This window comes from Priestia sp. P5, from assembly GCF_029522155.1.
GTDB classification, from domain to species: Bacteria; Bacillota; Bacilli; order Bacillales; family Bacillaceae_H; genus Priestia; species Priestia megaterium_E.
In genome coordinates, this window is sequence record NZ_JAKWFJ010000001.1 from 1,743,077 (window position 1) to 1,759,335 (window position 16,259).

The 16,259-nt window shown below is 39.1% G+C and carries 15 protein-coding genes and 1 riboswitch; of the genes, 14 read left to right on the forward strand and 1 reads right to left on the reverse strand.

Translation table 11 applies throughout. The features are described 5' to 3' along the window. Positions 1-88: 88 nt before the first annotated feature. The 11 genes from MMB69_RS09580 (at position 89) to MMB69_RS09630 (ending at position 11,142) form a co-directional block, all read left to right on the forward strand. Entirely contained in the window at positions 89-832 is a 744-nt protein-coding gene (locus tag MMB69_RS09580; RefSeq protein WP_264407879.1) for a sugar phosphate isomerase/epimerase family protein, read from the forward strand. Then, the gene (locus MMB69_RS09585; protein WP_264407877.1) at positions 829-1,788 is read left to right on the forward strand and encodes a sugar kinase; all 960 of its coding nucleotides are present in this window, start codon (positions 829-831) and stop codon (positions 1,786-1,788) included. The genes MMB69_RS09580 and MMB69_RS09585 overlap by 4 nt, the downstream gene beginning before the upstream one ends. 2 nt (positions 1,789-1,790) lie before the next feature. Then, positions 1,791-3,071 (forward strand): MFS transporter, encoded by a 1,281-nt coding sequence (locus tag MMB69_RS09590; protein ID WP_028409101.1) that lies wholly within the window; start codon positions 1,791-1,793, stop codon positions 3,069-3,071. Positions 3,072-3,097: 26 nt separating this feature from the next. After that, the gene (locus MMB69_RS09595) at positions 3,098-3,742 is read left to right on the forward strand and encodes a bifunctional 4-hydroxy-2-oxoglutarate aldolase/2-dehydro-3-deoxy-phosphogluconate aldolase (protein ID WP_014459503.1); all 645 of its coding nucleotides are present in this window, start codon (positions 3,098-3,100) and stop codon (positions 3,740-3,742) included. Between the two features lie 101 nt (positions 3,743-3,843). Continuing rightward, on the forward strand, positions 3,844-4,854 hold the full coding sequence (locus tag MMB69_RS09600; RefSeq protein ID WP_277447624.1) for a LacI family DNA-binding transcriptional regulator: 1,011 nt from the start codon (positions 3,844-3,846) through the stop codon (positions 4,852-4,854). A 102-nt stretch (positions 4,855-4,956) separates the two neighbouring features. Further along, positions 4,957-5,592 (forward strand): 3-hexulose-6-phosphate synthase, encoded by a 636-nt coding sequence (gene hxlA, locus MMB69_RS09605; RefSeq protein ID WP_277447625.1) that lies wholly within the window; start codon positions 4,957-4,959, stop codon positions 5,590-5,592. Beyond that, a complete protein-coding gene (hxlB, locus tag MMB69_RS09610; protein WP_277447626.1) occupies positions 5,592-6,140 on the forward strand; it encodes a 6-phospho-3-hexuloisomerase in 549 nt (182 codons plus the stop codon). Before hxlA ends, hxlB begins: the two co-directional genes overlap by 1 nt. Before the next feature lie 342 nt (positions 6,141-6,482). Continuing rightward, entirely contained in the window at positions 6,483-7,454 is a 972-nt protein-coding gene (locus tag MMB69_RS09615; RefSeq protein ID WP_277447627.1) for a DHH family phosphoesterase, read from the forward strand. Positions 7,455-7,475: 21 nt separating this feature from the next. After that, positions 7,476-8,225, forward strand: a complete 750-nt coding sequence (locus MMB69_RS09620; protein ID WP_243494832.1) for an SDR family oxidoreductase — start codon at positions 7,476-7,478, stop codon at positions 8,223-8,225. A gap of 270 nt (positions 8,226-8,495) precedes the next feature. After that, entirely contained in the window at positions 8,496-9,143 is a 648-nt protein-coding gene (locus tag MMB69_RS09625; RefSeq protein ID WP_277447628.1) for a nitroreductase family protein, read from the forward strand. A 427-nt stretch (positions 9,144-9,570) separates the two neighbouring features. Next, a complete protein-coding gene (locus MMB69_RS09630; RefSeq protein ID WP_028412838.1) occupies positions 9,571-11,142 on the forward strand; it encodes an APC family permease in 1,572 nt (523 codons plus the stop codon). Between the two features lie 58 nt (positions 11,143-11,200). Here MMB69_RS09630 and MMB69_RS09635 read toward each other — a convergent pair whose 3' ends face one another. Continuing rightward, positions 11,201-11,764: a YdcF family protein gene (locus tag MMB69_RS09635; RefSeq protein ID WP_049165300.1), complete on the reverse strand. Its 564-nt coding sequence runs from the start codon at positions 11,762-11,764 to the stop codon at positions 11,201-11,203. A gap of 147 nt (positions 11,765-11,911) precedes the next feature. Further along, a riboswitch (cobalamin riboswitch) is annotated at positions 11,912-12,091 on the forward strand. A 92-nt stretch (positions 12,092-12,183) separates the two neighbouring features. Here MMB69_RS09635 and MMB69_RS09640 point away from each other — a divergent pair. The 3 genes from MMB69_RS09640 to MMB69_RS09650 all read left to right on the forward strand — a co-directional run bounded on the left by MMB69_RS09640 (position 12,184) and on the right by MMB69_RS09650 (position 16,254). After that, positions 12,184-13,710: a cobyric acid synthase gene (locus MMB69_RS09640; protein WP_277447629.1), complete on the forward strand. Its 1,527-nt coding sequence runs from the start codon at positions 12,184-12,186 to the stop codon at positions 13,708-13,710. A 205-nt stretch (positions 13,711-13,915) separates the two neighbouring features. Continuing rightward, the gene (locus MMB69_RS09645) at positions 13,916-14,974 is read left to right on the forward strand and encodes a FecCD family ABC transporter permease (RefSeq protein ID WP_028412841.1); all 1,059 of its coding nucleotides are present in this window, start codon (positions 13,916-13,918) and stop codon (positions 14,972-14,974) included. Beyond that, a complete protein-coding gene (locus tag MMB69_RS09650) occupies positions 14,971-16,254 on the forward strand; it encodes an ABC transporter ATP-binding protein (protein WP_033579427.1) in 1,284 nt (427 codons plus the stop codon). Before MMB69_RS09645 ends, MMB69_RS09650 begins: the two co-directional genes overlap by 4 nt. Positions 16,255-16,259: the final 5 nt, after the last annotated feature.

Consider the following 16,259-nt stretch of genomic DNA (forward strand, 5'->3'; position numbering starts at 1 on the left):
TTCAATAGTCTTATAATTTAGATAAATCGATTTACTAAACCGGTTTAGTAAGTGGTTAGTTAGTATAATAAGAAAGGTAGGTCGATTTATGAATAGTATTATTATCCCGTTAAATGCATTCGAAACAACAGGCTTTCAGCACACCATGATTGGGAAAATACATGAGCAGCAAGTACATGGAGTGGAAATTCGAAGAGAGTTAATGAAAAAAGTAGATCAAGAGATTGAGCTTATTGCCGAAGAATTAAAAAAATATCCGCTTTTTACAGTATATTCGGCTCCAATTGAACTGTGGAAAGAAAATGGAGAGTTAAACACACAAGAATTAAAAGCTATTCTTGAAGAAGCCGTATCACTTGGCGCTCAGTGGGTAAAAGTTTCTCTTGGTTTTTATCAGCCTCAATCGCCTATGGCAGATTTACAGCAGCTATTAGAAGCATTTCCAGCTTTACGTCTATTTGTAGAAAACGATCAAACCAGTCACGGAGGCAACATAGCATCTCTGCACGCATTTTTTGATAACGCTTACGAAGTTCCTGTTTCCATGACGTTTGATATTGGTAATTGGCTTTATGTACATGAACAACCCCAGGAAGCAATCAAAATGCTAAGGTCATTTGTGGGCTATATTCATATTAAACACGTCATAAAAAGCAGCGGAGAGCTAGTGACAACCGCTATATCGAACGATTCAAATGAAATGTGGAAAGATATTTTGAAAGGGTTTTCTCATTCGATTTTTAAAGCTTTAGAGTTTCCAATTGATGAACCGGAACAAATCCCCGGCTTCATTTCATTGGTGCAAGCAGCAGAACAGGAGGAAGTTCAATGAATTCATTAGACGTTATTACCTTCGGAGAAGCAATGGCGATGTTCATGGCAGAACAACCAGGACCGCTGCATGAGATTAAGCATTATACGAAAGAACTGGCCGGAGCAGAAACAAATGTAGCAATTGGTATTGCTCGTCTCGGTCTGCGCGCAGGCTGGGTGAGCAAAGTCGGCAACGATCCTTTCGGTACGTTTATTATGAAACGGCTACAAGAGGAGTCAGTCAACACCGATTGTGTACTAGTAGATAGCGAGCATGCAACAGGCTTTCAAATTAAATCAAAAGTGGAAGTGGGAGATCCGGAAGTTTGTTACTTCCGAAAAAATTCAGCAGCCAGTCACTTGCACTCCAGCGATTTTAATCAAAACTATTTTTTAGCGGCAAAACATATGCATATGACAGGCATACCGCTTGCTGTGTCAGCAAGTATGCGCGATTTTGCTCTACATGCACTTACATCGATGAAAGCAGCTGGAAGAACGGTTTCCTTTGATCCAAACCTTAGACCCACTCTTTGGGCATCGAAAGAAGAAATGGTTGTTACAATCAATGAAGCTGCTAAACAAGCAAACTACGTTCTGCCGGGTATTGAAGAAGGGAAAATCTTAACCGGCTACGAAAATCCAGAAGACATTGCTTCTTACTATTTAGATGCAGGCGTAGAGCTTGTCGTTATTAAACTAGGTGAACAAGGAGCCTTTTTTAAGACGGCTGAAGAGCAAGGAATGGTTGAAGGAATAAAAGTGAAACAAATAGTGGATACAGTCGGAGCAGGAGACGGTTTTGCAGTAGGACTGTTAAGCGGACTTCTTCAAAATGATTCTCTTACTCAGTCTGTAAGGAGAGCAAATGCTATTGGGTCATTAGCTGTACAAAGCCCTGGAGATAACGACGGATATCCAACTGAACAGCAGTTGCAAAGATATATGGAATCCCAAAAACAAGGAGTGAAGTGATAATGAAACAGCAGCTAGCAAAAAAAAGATGGCTTCGATTAATTCCTATCGTATTTATTACGTATAGCCTTGCATACTTAGACCGTGCAAACTATGGGTTTGGAGCAGCGGCAGGGCTGGCAGAAGATCTTCATATTACGCCAGGTATTTCGTCTTTATTAGGATCGCTCTTTTTCTTAGGTTATTTCTTTTTCCAAATTCCAGGCGCTCACTATGCTGAAAATAAAAGCGCCAAAAAGCTGATTTTTTGGTCTCTGATTTTATGGGGAGCACTTGCTACAGCTACGGGTATGGTAAGCCACGTCGGATTTTTGTTTGTTATTCGGTTTGCTTTAGGAGTGGTCGAAAGTGCCGTTATGCCTGCTATGCTCGTGTTTTTAAGCCACTGGTTTACAAAAGCAGAACGTTCTAGAGCCAACACGTTTTTAATTTTAGGAAACCCGGCAACCGTTCTTTGGATGTCTATTGTTTCTGGGTATTTGCTAGAATCGTTTGGCTGGAGATGGATGTTTATTTTAGAAGGTTTTCCAGCTGTTATTTGGGCATTTTTATGGTGGAAACTAGTAAACGACGAGCCAAAAGATGCAGGCTGGCTGTCGAAAAAAGAAAAAGCAGATTTACACGATGCGCTGCAAAAAGAACAAGAAGGAATCAAACCTGTTAAAGGCTATAAAGAAGCTTTCAAAAATCGTACTGTCATTTTATTAAGCATTCAATATGCTTTATGGAGTATTGGCGTCTACGGATTTGTTATGTGGCTGCCGTCTATTATTAAAGCAGCGCCTAACATGAGTATAGTGAAGACAGGGTGGTTAGCGTCCGTTCCTTACGTATTAGCAGTTGTATTAATGTTAACGGTTTCATATCTGTCAGATAAGTTTTTAAAGCGAAGCGCATTTGTATGGCCGTTCTTATTAGTAGGAGCGCTTGCTTTTTACGGATCTTATTTAGTTGGCACAAGCAACTTCTGGCTTTCCTTTGCTTTACTCGTTATCGCCGGAGGAACGATGTACGCTCCGTACGGACCGTTCTTTGCGATTATTCCTGAAATTTTACCGCGTAATGTTGCCGGAGGAGCAATGGCTTTAATTAATAGCATGGGGGCACTTGGTTCATTTGCCGGTTCTTATATTGTAGGATTTTTAAATGGATCAACAGGAGGATTTGGCGCTTCCTATATCTTTATGGCTGGATCATTATTCCTTGCGGCGGTTTTAACCATTGTCGCAACGAAAAAGCCAAGAGAAGTTCAAAGTGTAAAGCCAGTTGAAACAACGGCTTAATGTAACGATAGAAAAGGAGAATTAAGATGCATATTGAGAAAATTACAAGTAGCGGTATTGTAGCGGTCATTCGAGGAGCAAGCGCTGAGCGAATTATTCCGCTTGCCTACGCGTTAAAAGAAGGCGGAGTAACAAACCTAGAAATCACAATGGAAAACCCTGCTGCTGTAGAGGTTATTAAAGAATTGAAAAATGAATTTGACGACTCAATGTTTATTGGAGCAGGAACTGTTCTGGACGAAGAAACAGCGCGAATTGCCATTATGGCAGGAGCATCATTTATTTTTTCTCCTACGGTGAACGAACGAACAATTAAAACGGCTAAAAGATACGGAGTCATTAGCGTTCCGGGTGCTTTTACACCTACTGAAATACTAACAGCGTATGAATGCGGCGCGGACATGATTAAAGTCTTCCCGGCAAGCGTAGTAGGTCCCGCTTATTTTAAAAATATAGCAGGACCGCTTCCTCACATTCCATTAATGCCAACGGGCGGCGTTACGGCTGAGAATGCGGGAGCTTATATTAAAGCTGGAGCAGCTGCTATTGGAGCAGGAAGCACATTAGTGGATGGAAAGCAGCTTCCAACTCCTGAATACTTACTTCAAGTAACAAGGGAAGCGAAACGTTTTACTCATGAAATTCAAGAAGCTAGGCTTGCGTACGCTTAATAAATAAAGCCTTCTGCTATCAAGAAGGCTTTTCCTTTTTCGTTTTTTTCGTTTACACTAGGAGTAGCATAATTTTAGGGATTGAATGAAAAGGACGGATCATGATGCAAAAAGTTACTATGCTTGATGTCGCAAAAGCAGCAAATGTCTCCAAAAGCACCGTATCACAATACATTAACAAGCGATACGAATATATGGGCGAAGAAACACGAAAGAAAATTAAAGAAGCGATTGATACACTGGGCTATCAGCCCAACTATCTAGCACGGAGCTTAAAACAAAAGCGAACGTCGATGATTGGGATTATTGTCGCAAATATTATGCACAGATTTTCTACTGAAGTCATTCGTGCCATTGAAGACTATTGCCATTCGCAAGATATACATGCCATCATTTGCAACGCAGATGATGACCCTGATAAAGAAAAGAAATATATTAATATGTTAAAAGCAAAGCAAGTAGATGGCCTTATTTTATTTCCAACGGGTGCCAATACTTCTCTTTATGAGCAGATGATCAAAGAAGAATATCCGGTTGTTATTATGGATCGTAAAATTCATGATGTAAAAGGAAAAATTCCATCCGTAGTGGCGAACAACCAAGAAGCCACAAAACAGGCTATTTTGCATCTGCTGGAGCTTGGACATAAGCATATAGCGATTATTACAGAACCATTAACTATTACACCCCGGATTGAACGTGTAGAAGGGTACAAAGAAGCGTTAACATCAGCCAATATGCCTGTAAATGAATTTATGATTATTAACTGCAAAAAAGCGGACATGCAAAAAGCGCTGGAGAAACTATTTGCAGCCGAAAATCCGCCGACAGCGCTGCTGGCTGGAAACGATTTAGTGTTCATTGAAGTGCAGAAATTTATTAAACAACACGGATTTAATATCCCGAATGATTTATCTTTAATTGTTTATGATAATATTCCTTACGCAGATGTAGCAACGCCTGCCGTTACCACGATTTCGCAGCCTGCTTTTGACATGGGAACAAAAGCAGCAGATTTACTTATTAAACAAATTTTGAAAGAAAAGATAGCTTATGAAGAGTACCAGTATGAATGTGAATTAATTATTCGAGAAACAACGTTGTCGCATTAAGCTAAAAAGAGCGCCTATGGCGTGCTCTTTTTAGCTCATCAAAATATTAGTTTTTTTTACGCTGTTACTAAACCGGTTTAGTAGAAAGTGAGGAGAAGAAAGATGAAGATACAATTAGCATTGGATCGCGTCACAATTGAAGAAGCTATTATCCTTGCCAAGCTGGCAGAACCCTATGTTGATTGGATTGAAGTAGGTACATCTCTTATAAAAGAGTATGGAATTGAAAGCATTTATAAAATCAAACAGGCATTTCCGCACAAGATGATTGTAGCAGATATCAAAACGATTGATAACGCGGAGTATGAATTTACAATGTGCTATCAAGCAGGAGCAGATATAGCAACAGTCATGGGCGTATCACCTTTACCTACGATAGAGACTTGCGCAAATGTCAGCGAAAAATGGAATAAAAAAATGATGGTTGATTTATTAAACACGTCAAGCAGCTCGCAAAAACAAGTAGGTATTTATAGAAACGCTATTTTTTGCCATCATATCAGCAAAGACGAGCAAGAAAAAGAAGGGAAATCGCTGAGTCAAATAAATTTGCGGCAGTATTTTCATTCAGATGCCCAAATAGCAGTAGCAGGAGGAATTAATTCAACCTCAGCAGCATCATTACTTCAAATGAAAGCGGACGTCGCGATTATTGGATCAGCGATTACAAAAAGCGCGGATGTGGCAAAGGCATCTGCTGAATTTCAAGACTTATTTATGAGCAGGGGGAACGTATAATGACAAAAACACAAACAATTTTAGACGAAATTACGGCCGTAATGAATCACATAAAAGAACCGCAAATAGAAGAAGTAGCGTTTTTACTTTATCAAGCGAAACGAATTTTTGTTATAGGCGAAGGGCGCTCTGGGTTAATGGGCAAATCATTTGCGATGAGACTGATGCATTTAGGTGCGACAGTATACGTTGTAGGGGAGACTATTACTCCTTCGATTGCAGCAGGTGACGTGTTGGTGGCCGTATCTGGTTCAGGAAAAACACAGCAAGTGGTGAGTGTAGCTAAAAAAGCTAAAGAAGTAGGATGTTCCGTTATCGGGATTTCAGCTAGTACAGAATCACCGTTAACTGCTCATACCGATGAGCTGCTGCACATTCCCGCTGCAACCAAATACCGAAGCGAAAATGAAGCCGCTTCTATTCAGCCTTTGGGCTCATTATTTGATCAATGTGCTCACGTTGTATTTGATACCATTTGCTTAGAATACGGGAATTTGAATCACACGGACCATGAACAGGCGTTTAAGCAGCATAGCAATTTAGAGTAAGTGGAAAGAGGCTAGAACAAAAGTAGGTTATTTAAAAGGAAATCCGAACGATGAACCGAGATTCTTGATAAAGAATCACATTCGTTCGGATTTTTTCATTGGTATTAGTGAGCGTAGGTTTCATGTGTGTAGTTGCTTCTAGCTGTTGATTGAATCGATGTAGTTATGTCTGACTCTTTTTTGATACAGGCAAGTCTAAGTCTAAACGTTTACTTCGCTTTTGTTTATTGCGAATATATTCCTTCTCTTCAAAGTAAATGACAGCATTTTTATGCTGAAATTGCTATAATATACAAGCCGATACATATACTAAGGCAACTGAAAATAAAGGAGTTTTGATTAATGACAAAAATAAAATTAATTTCACATAACGATTTAGACGGGGTAAGTCCAGCACTATTAGGTCGGTTAGCGTTTGGCGACGACAACTTTGATTACAGCACGGTAAGCATTGGCCGCATCAATGACACAGTGACGCATTTTATTGAAGAAGAAAACGATGGAGACACAGCTTTATACATAACGGATATTAGCGTAAATGAGGAAGTAGCGGAAAAATTAAATGAACTGGTAAAAAAAGGCCAGAAAATCACTCTTATTGACCATCATATCTCTGCTCTTCCACTAGCTGAGAAATACGATTGGGTTCATGTTATTGCAGAAGATGAAAACGGTAAAAAGACGGCAGCTACATCTCTTTTCTATGACTACTTAGTGCGCCACAACATGCTCCAAAAAACGGCGCTGCTTGATGAGTACGTAGAACTTGTGCGTTTATTTGATACGTGGGACTGGTTCCATGAAAATAACTTGAAAGCAAAGCGCCTTAATCACCTATATTATCTAATCCCGCATGAGGAATTTAAAGAAACCATTCTAGAAACGCTTCGTGAATCGTATCATTCTGAAAATCAAGAATTTACGTTTACGGACAAACACGAAATTTTACTAGAAGCAGAAGAAAAAAAGATTGAAAAATATATTTATGACAAACAAAAACAAATCATAAAAGAAAGTGTTGAAATTGATAAAACAGCGTACAACGCAGGGATTGTATTTGCAGATACATATCAGTCTGAGCTAGGAAATGCACTGTGTCTAGAAAACGAAGATATCGACTTTTCCGTTATGGTGGACATGGGACGGCAAAAGATTGGGTTCCGTGCAGTAAAAGACGAAATCAACTTAGCAGAAATTGTTGGGCACCTTGGAGGAGGAGGTCACCCAAAAGCTTCTGGATGCAAGTTAACGGCTGAAACGTTTGCTCTTTTCGTCACGGATCACTTGTTTAAAGACGAAGAAAAAAGTGAATAAAGCGTATAAGGAGGAGATGCTATGTCATTTAAAGATTTAGTTGTTGTTGTTACCGGAGCTGCGAATGGAATAGGAAAAGATGTATCACGCGCATACGCAAAACAAGGAGCAAAAGTGGTATTGGCAGATGTGGACGAAACCGAAGGCGAGCGTCACGCAGAAGCTATTCAAAGACAAGGCGGAGAAGCCATTTTTGTAAAAACAGACGTCCGAAAAGAAAGCGACATTTTACATCTCGTTGAAAAAACGGTCAGTACGTATGGAACGATACATATTTTGATTAATAATGCAGGCGTTTCCCGCTGGAAATCACCGTATGAGCTAACCGTTGATGAATGGGATGACATTATCAATACGAACCTGCGCAGCGTGTTTCTATGTTCTCGCGAAGCAGCTAAAGTGATGAGGAAAAACGAAAGCGGAGGCTCCATTGTAAACTTAGCTTCTACAAGAGCTTCAATGTCTGAACCAGATACAGAAGCCTATGCTGCTACAAAAGGAGGAATCGTTGCTTTAACTCATGCACTTGCCATTTCGCTTGGTGATGACAACATCACGGTAAATGCTATTTCTCCAGGATGGATTGAGACATCTGACTACGATGGCCTTCGTGAAATCGATCATACGCAGCATCCGTCTAATCGGGTAGGAACGCCAGCGGATATCTCAAGAGCGTGTATGTACTTAACAAACGTCGAAAATGATTTTGTAACAGGAGCTAACCTCGTAGTAGACGGGGGAATGACGCGAAAGATGATTTATGAACATTAAGCATCTACGAAAAAAGACTGTCGTATTTAGCAGTCTTTTTTCATATAATCAAGAAAAGAAAAAGATAATAATTTTCGCTTGACAGAACAAAATAATCATTGTAAAGTAAGTTACATAAAGTAATTAAATTTCAATTAATATTTTTTTGGTTTAATATCTCGAATTAGAGATATAAGAATTCATTATATCTTGTTTATCTCCTTTTATCAGGGGGAAGGGTATAAACATGCAATTTAAGCTTAAAAAAACAAACAATTAGGAGTGTGGAAAATGGGTTTTTTAGATAAATTATTTGATAAATCAAGTGATCAACAACAGGTTGGAAAAGATTTTTATGAAGCAATTAAAAACCGACGTTCTATTTATGCAATTGATAAAAATGTAAAAATATCAGAAGAAAAAATTGAAGAAATTATTAATTTTGCGGTGAAACATACTCCTTCAGCATTTAATTCCCAAAGCGCACGCGTAGTCGTTTTATTTGGCGAACAGCACGATAAAGTGTGGGATATTACGAGAGAAACGCTTCGTGAAATTGTTCCAGCTGAAAACTTTTCAGATACGGATCAAAAAATGAACTTATTCGGAAGCGGCTATGGAACAGTTCTTTTCTTTGAAGATCAAGAAGTAGTTGAAGGGCTGCAAAAGCAGTTCGCATCTTACAGCGAAAATTTCCCGGTTTGGTCTAACCAATCATCAGGCATGCTGCAGCATGTAATTTGGACAGCGCTTGAGCTCGAAGGCCTAGGAGCAACATTACAGCATTACAATCCATTGATTGACGATGAAGTAAAAGCAGCTTGGAATATTCCAGGCTCATGGAAATTAATTGCCCAAATGCCATTTGGTAATCCTGTGTCACCTGCGGGAGAAAAAGAATTTCAACCGCTAACTGAACGTGTAAAAGTATTTAAATAAGCAAAAAAAGAGGCACGGACAAAATTATTTTAGTTGAAGCAAAATCCGAACGATTCATCGTTCGGGTTTTTTCATTAGTATGGCAAGCGTAGGTTTTACGTATGTAGCTGCTTCTAGCGGTTGATTTCGTTATGTCTCAGCCCCTTTTTTTTACGATAAATAGTTTGAATATTCTTTTATGTTTAATCTAAGAAAAATGCGGTTAAATAGGAGGAGTAGTCCTCAAATCTTCGGTGGAATTTATGCGCTATACATAAGCAATTCAACGATGTTTTACAAAAAAATAAAGTTTTTAACTTGGTTTTTTAGAGAATATTTGTTAACATATCCACTTGTGAGGTCTTAGTAAGAGGAGGATGATGTAAAGAATCCCATATCGGACGCAAGGGCGTAGATATGTGGAGTGGAAATTTTAAAGGAGGATATTATGTCTGATCAAGGAAATCAAGGAAAGTTTAAAAAATCAATATCGTTACTTGACCTAACGTTAATTGGGATGGGAGCTATTTTTGGTTCCGCCTGGTTATTTGCGGTTAGTAACGTAGCGTCAAAGGCTGGTCCAGCCGGAAGTTTTTCGTGGCTGATTGGCGGAGTCATTATTTTACTTATCGGTTTAGTGTATGCTGAACTTGGAGCAGCGCTGCCGCGTACCGGTGGAATTATCCGTTATCCGGTTTACTCACATGGTCATTTAGTGGGTTACTTAATTTCATTCATTACCATTATTGCTTACACAAGTTTGATTGCCATCGAGGTAACGGCTGTACGTCAGTATGTTGCGTTTTGGCTTCCTGGTCTAACTAAACATGGTTCTGAATCGCCTACTACAATCGGCTGGTTATTTCAGTTCGCGTTATTAACGCTATTTTTTATCATTAACTACGTAAGTGTAAAAGCATTTGCTAAGTCAAATGTTATTATATCTGTGTTCAAATATGCGGTTCCTCTTACAATTATCGTCGTGTTAGCTTATCACTTTAAATCAGCTAACTTTACAACTGGCGATTTTACTCCGTTTGGTTTTAATGGTATTCAAGCAGCCATTTCAACAGGTGGCGTTATGTTTGCTTACCTAGGACTTCACCCTATTGTTTCTGTAGCCAGTGAAGTTAAAAACCCGCAGCGTAATATTCCAATCGCGCTCATTATCTGTATTGTACTTTCAGCGATTATTTACACAGCACTGCAAGTATTGTTCATTGGTAACATTCCGGCTGATATGCTATCAGGAGGATGGGGAACAATTCAAGAGCAATTCTCTTTACCATTTAAAGATATTGCACTTATTTTAGGCCTTGGCTGGTTAGTAACGCTTGTTATTTTTGATGCTATTTTATCACCAGGCGGTAACGGGAACATCTTCATGAATACAACTTCTCGTTTAGTTTATGCTTGGTCTCGTAATGGAACACTATTTAAACGTTTCTCAAAAGTAGATAAGAAAACAGGAATTCCACGTGCGTCACTATGGCTATCGTTTGGAATGTCCGTATTCTGGACACTGCCATTTCCTTCTTGGGAAGCGCTAGTAAACGTATGTTCAGTAGCACTTATTCTGTCTTATGCGATTGCGCCAATTTCAGCTGCTGCATTCAGAGTAAATGCAAAAGACCTTAAAAAGCCTTTCAAATTAAAAGGCATGAGCGTTATTGCTCCTGTGTCATTTATCTTCTGTTCATACATCGTATATTGGTCAGGATGGACGACAATTTCTTGGCTTCTAGGATCACAGCTTCTAATGGTTGTTATCTACGTAGCATTTAAGAAATACGTACCAACTGACGTTGTAAAATTTGCACAGCAGCTTAAATCTGCTTGGTGGCTAGTTGCTTATTATATTATTATGCTTGTTATCTCTTACCTAGGCTCATTTGGTGGAGGACAAGGTGTGCTAAGCAACCCGCTTGACTTAATTTTAATTGCTCTTGTTTCAATCGGTATTTTCTACTGGGCGAAATACACGGGTTTACCAAAAGCAGTTATCGATACGGATGATTAATAAAAAACACGGCATGAATTCATGCCGTGTTTTTCGTTTGTATAGGGGTGTACTCTATTTATTTATCAAACAGCCACGTTTTTAAGATAGCAGCATACTCACGAAAGTAGGATTGAAGTTTAATTGAATTTGGTGTCTTTGCACCTAAAGGATAAACGTCAAAACCTTGACGCTTGGCAATAATAGAGGCGCGAAATAAATGAAAATCACTGCTAACAAGCACGACTTTTTTGTGTTGAATATCAACTTTCTTTTTAGTGAAAGTGAAATTCTCAAAAGTAGAAGTTGACTGATCCTCTTTTATCATTCGATTCTTTTTAATTCCTTCTTTTCGTAGAAAACGATAGGCTGCTTCTGCTTCAGAAATTTCTTCATCGGATCCTTTTCCACCCGTTACGATAACTTTTGTTTGTTTATGAGTCTTTAAATAAGATAAAGCCGTTTTTGCTCGTTCTTTTAAACTAGGAGACATTTGATCTCCGTCTACTTTCGAACCTAAAATGAGCACATAATCTGCTTTTTGCGGAACAGGCTGATGAGCGGTTTGATACATACAAAAAGACATGATTGCTATGTAAAGAACAAGCAAACTAATAAAGATATAAATGATTTTTTTCTTCAACTACGAGCACCTTCCTAGCTATTTCATAAGATGTTTGGAAAATAATTGTTATTATAGCATACGAGACCCAAATAAGTATAAACACAGTAATATATAATAATAGAAGAAAATCGTTATTGTGAATGGTTATAAAATTCGTTACAATAAAGAATAAATGATTTTAAAAGTGCCTCTAAGGAGGATAATAGGGAAATCGGTGTAAATCCGGTGCAGCCCCCGCTACTGTAAATGTGGATGAACCTGCAAAGACCCACTAGTCAAACTAGGAAGGATGCAGAAGTAAAATGAAGCATAAGCCAGGAGACCTGCTTTTAAAAACCCCTTATTTTTCGGTGGGAGAAATAAGTCAAGACAATGTGTTAATGAGCGCATGACCAAACCTTGACTTTTACAGTTAAGGTTTTTTTATGTGATAGGGAGTGGAAAAAGTGAAAAAAGGAAAACCTCTTATGATTCAAGGAACGCACTCAGACGCTGGAAAAAGCATGATTGCTACAGCGTTTTGCCGTATTTTTAAAGAAGACGGCTATCAAACTGCACCGTTTAAATCGCAAAATATGGCGCTTAATTCATACATTACAATGGATGGAAAAGAAATTGGAAGAGCGCAAGGAATTCAAGCTGAAGCGGCTGGAGTAGAAGCAACAACCAATATGAATCCTATTTTAATTAAACCAACTCGTGATCATGAATCTCAAATTGTTGTTCATGGAAAGCCGCTTCGTAATATGTTTGCTTTTCAGTATCGGCAAGAATTTTTTAATGAAGGTTTGAACGTTATCACGGAGTCTTATAAAGAGCTTGCCAATCATTATGATCGAATTGTGATTGAAGGTGCTGGAAGTCCTGCTGAAGTGAATTTGAACGATCGGGAACTGGTAAATATGCGCGTAGCAAAGATAGCCCAAGCCCCTGTTGTGTTAGTAGGAGACATTGATAAAGGAGGGGTTTTTGCGAGTCTGGTGGGTACTCTTCAATTGCTTCCAGATGAACATAAACCTAGAGTAATTGGAGTGTTAATCAATAAATTCCGAGGAGACTTAGAGCTTTTAAAACCGGGGTTGAAGTGGTTTGAAGAATACACGGGTGTTCCGGTACTAGGAGTCATTCCTTATATGCACGACGTGGAAATTGACGCTGAAGATTCGCTATCACTCAGAAATTACTCAACGCTTGTGAATCCGTTAAAAGAAATCGATATTGCGGTTATCTCGTATCCTCGCATCTCAAATTTTACAGACATTGATCCTCTAAGCTTAGAAGAAGACTGTCATGTGAGACTTGTAACCAAGCCATCACAACTAGGTACGCCTGATTTAATTGTTTTACCAGGAAGCAAAAATACGATTGAAGATGCGCAGTTTTTACAAGAAAGCGGCCTGGCTCTAGCCATTAATCAAGTCTTGAACGCAACGAACGCTCACGTTATTGGCATCTGCGGGGGATATCAAATGCTAGGAGAGACAATTACAGACCCTGATGCAGTAGAATCTCGGATTGAATCCATTAAAGGGCTGGGCTTGCTTCCAGTGGAAACCGTTATGACAACCAGCAAAAAAACAGAAAGAGTTTCTGGATATGTCCAGCTAAAAGGTGAAAGAGTTTCGATTGAAGGCTACGAAATTCATATGGGAAAGACAGTTTCTAAGAGCGCCACGGAAGCTTTTGCAGTGGTAGAACATGAAAAAGAAGGAACGGTTAAAGACAACGTTATTGGCACGTATGTTCATGATGTATTTCATAACGATTCTTTGCGCAGAGCTTTGCTTAATCAAATTCGTAAACACAAAAAATTGCCGCCTATTACGGACACATTCAACAGTCGCCTGCAAAAAGAGGAGTCTTTTTCAAAAGCAGCAGCATATGTGAGAGAAGCTATAGATATGGAAAAGCTGTATCATTTAATAGACAACTATAAAAGCCCGGAGCAAGCACAAAAAGTGTAGCTTGTAGAGGTTTTCGCTTGTTTTTTCACCGAGAACTTTAGTACGCTATTCTACGTTGCCTAGTTCAACAGTCTAGCACTCGTAACAAATAAAAGATGATTGTTTCCAATACTATGTAGGATGGAAACATGGTTTATGGACAGGAAAATGAATGGTTAATGTAATGTAAAACATCACGCCTCGTTTCCTAGAGGAGCTGAAAGTATTGATTTTTAAACGTATTTTTTTAAACAAAGCATCTATTTTATACATAGTCAGTTTATTTATTGTATGTACTTCGGTGATTATGGGAGTATTTATTGGTACAGTTTCGTTAACCGTAGGAGATACAATCAAAATTATTATTGGCCACCTTACCGGACTATCCTTATATCACGGTCCGGAAAACATGGATTTAATCATTTGGCAAATTCGTTTTCCAAGAGTACTGGTGGCATTTTTAGTAGGAGCTTCGCTTTCAATAGCAGGAGCTGCCTTTCAAGGGCTATTAAGAAACTCTCTTGCGGATCCTTATACGATCGGAGTTTCCTCAGGTGCAACCCTTGGCTCTGTCATGGCAATTTATTTTCATTGGAGTATTTTTGGTTTGTCTATCTTCACGCTGCCTGTAGTCGGCATCGTATCTGGTTTTATTACTCTTCTTTTAGTTTTTGGTATTACGAAACTCGCAAGCGGCAATTTGGCCAATGAAACCATCATCTTAGCGGGGATTATTTTATCATCCTTTATGAGCGCGCTTATTTCATTAATTGTAGCTCTTTCTCCTGAAGAAGATGTAAGGCAGGTTTTATATTGGCTAATGGGAAGCGTATCAATGAGAGGATGGTCGCATATTCAAATTTTAGGGCCGTTCTTTTTAGTCGGTACGATTATGCTGCTGTTACATGTGAAAGAGCTGAACGGCTTAGCATTTGGCGATCAATCCGCTCAATTTATGGGGATAGACGTAAAGAAGAAAAAAAGAATGATTTTAATAGGTGCATCCGTATTAACCGGGGCTGCGGTATCAGTATCTGGGGCAATTGGATTTGTTGGCTTAGTTATTCCCCACGTAGTGCGTCTCGTAGCGGGAGCTAATCATAAGCATGTACTGCCGCTTTCTATTTTAATCGGAGGAAGTTATTTGGTTTTAGCCGATTTATTAGCAAGAACGATATTAGAACCTCGTGAACTGCCGATTGGAGTCGTAACCGCCTTAATTGGTTCGCCAATTTTTACGCTGCTGCTTGTAAAAGAACGTATGCGGAAAAGAGGAATATCATGATTGAACTATATAATGTGACGGGAGGATACGATAAGCAGAAACCGACCGTTCGTGACATCACGTTCACCGTAGACAAAGGTTCTTTTGTTGCTTTACTAGGACCAAATGGAAGCGGAAAAACAACGCTTATTCGCTTAATTATGAATGTATTAACCACTCAATCAGGAGAAGTGAAGGTAGAAGGGAAGTCAGTGAAGGCTTATTCACCAAAACAACTGGCGCAAAAAGTTGCAGTCATGACGCAAGAAAATCAAATTGGATTAGAATTTACGGTTCAAGAAATTGTTTCACTTGGACGTTATCCTTATCAGGCAAAAGGTTTGTTTAGCACTGTATCAGCACAGGATGAAGAAGTGGTAGAAAGCGTGATGAAATTAACAAACGTCTGGCACTATCGAAATCATACCTTTCAATCGCTGAGCGGTGGAGAAAAACAGCGGGTTTTACTTGCTAAAGCACTGGCGCAAGAACCTGACTACTTACTTCTTGATGAACCAACGAATCACTTAGATGTAAAACATACGATGGAACTGCTTCAGCTGTTAAAAACGTTACAGCAGGAAATGAGCTTGACGGTTCTGGCCATTTTGCATGATCTCAACATTGCCTCGCTGTTTGCAGATAATGCCGTATTATTGAAAGATGGAAGAGTAGAAGAAACGGGGATGGATGCCATTTTTCAGGATGCAGCTACGTTAAAAAGAGTATATGGCGTTGATTTGCATGTATTTCACCATCCCGCTGTGAACAAGCGGCAAATTGCTTTTGTGCCGCCGTATCAATATCCAGAGACGGACTTCCATGAGTTGTATCAGTTGCAAAAGGAACCGGGCAAGCTATGTTTATCCTTTGCTCGTCCTTTGAGAACTCTTTCACTGGGTTCCAATGAAACAGGTCTAGACTGGTGTCAAGAAATTGTTCAACAGCAAAGCAGTTCTAACACGGCGTGGAAATCTGCGTCTTTATCTAGTCATGAAGTTCGCTTAAAAGACGATAAAGGTTACTCGTGGCTGACTGTACTGACACATGGACAAAAAGAGAATGAAATGAATATTGTTCTACTAACAAATACACCGCTTTCGGACGCGAACTTACTTCATGCTGCGATGAAGGTAATTGAATACCGGGCTTTCTTAGGAAAAACAGGCCGTATTGTTGTAGCATCATCTCATCATAAAGAAGAAAATCAAGAAGAAATTTCAGCTTTCTTAATGGAACGCCTACAGAAAGAATTACAACTATTTATGGAAACAAAAATGACCGACAATTGCTTTAAATAAGCAGT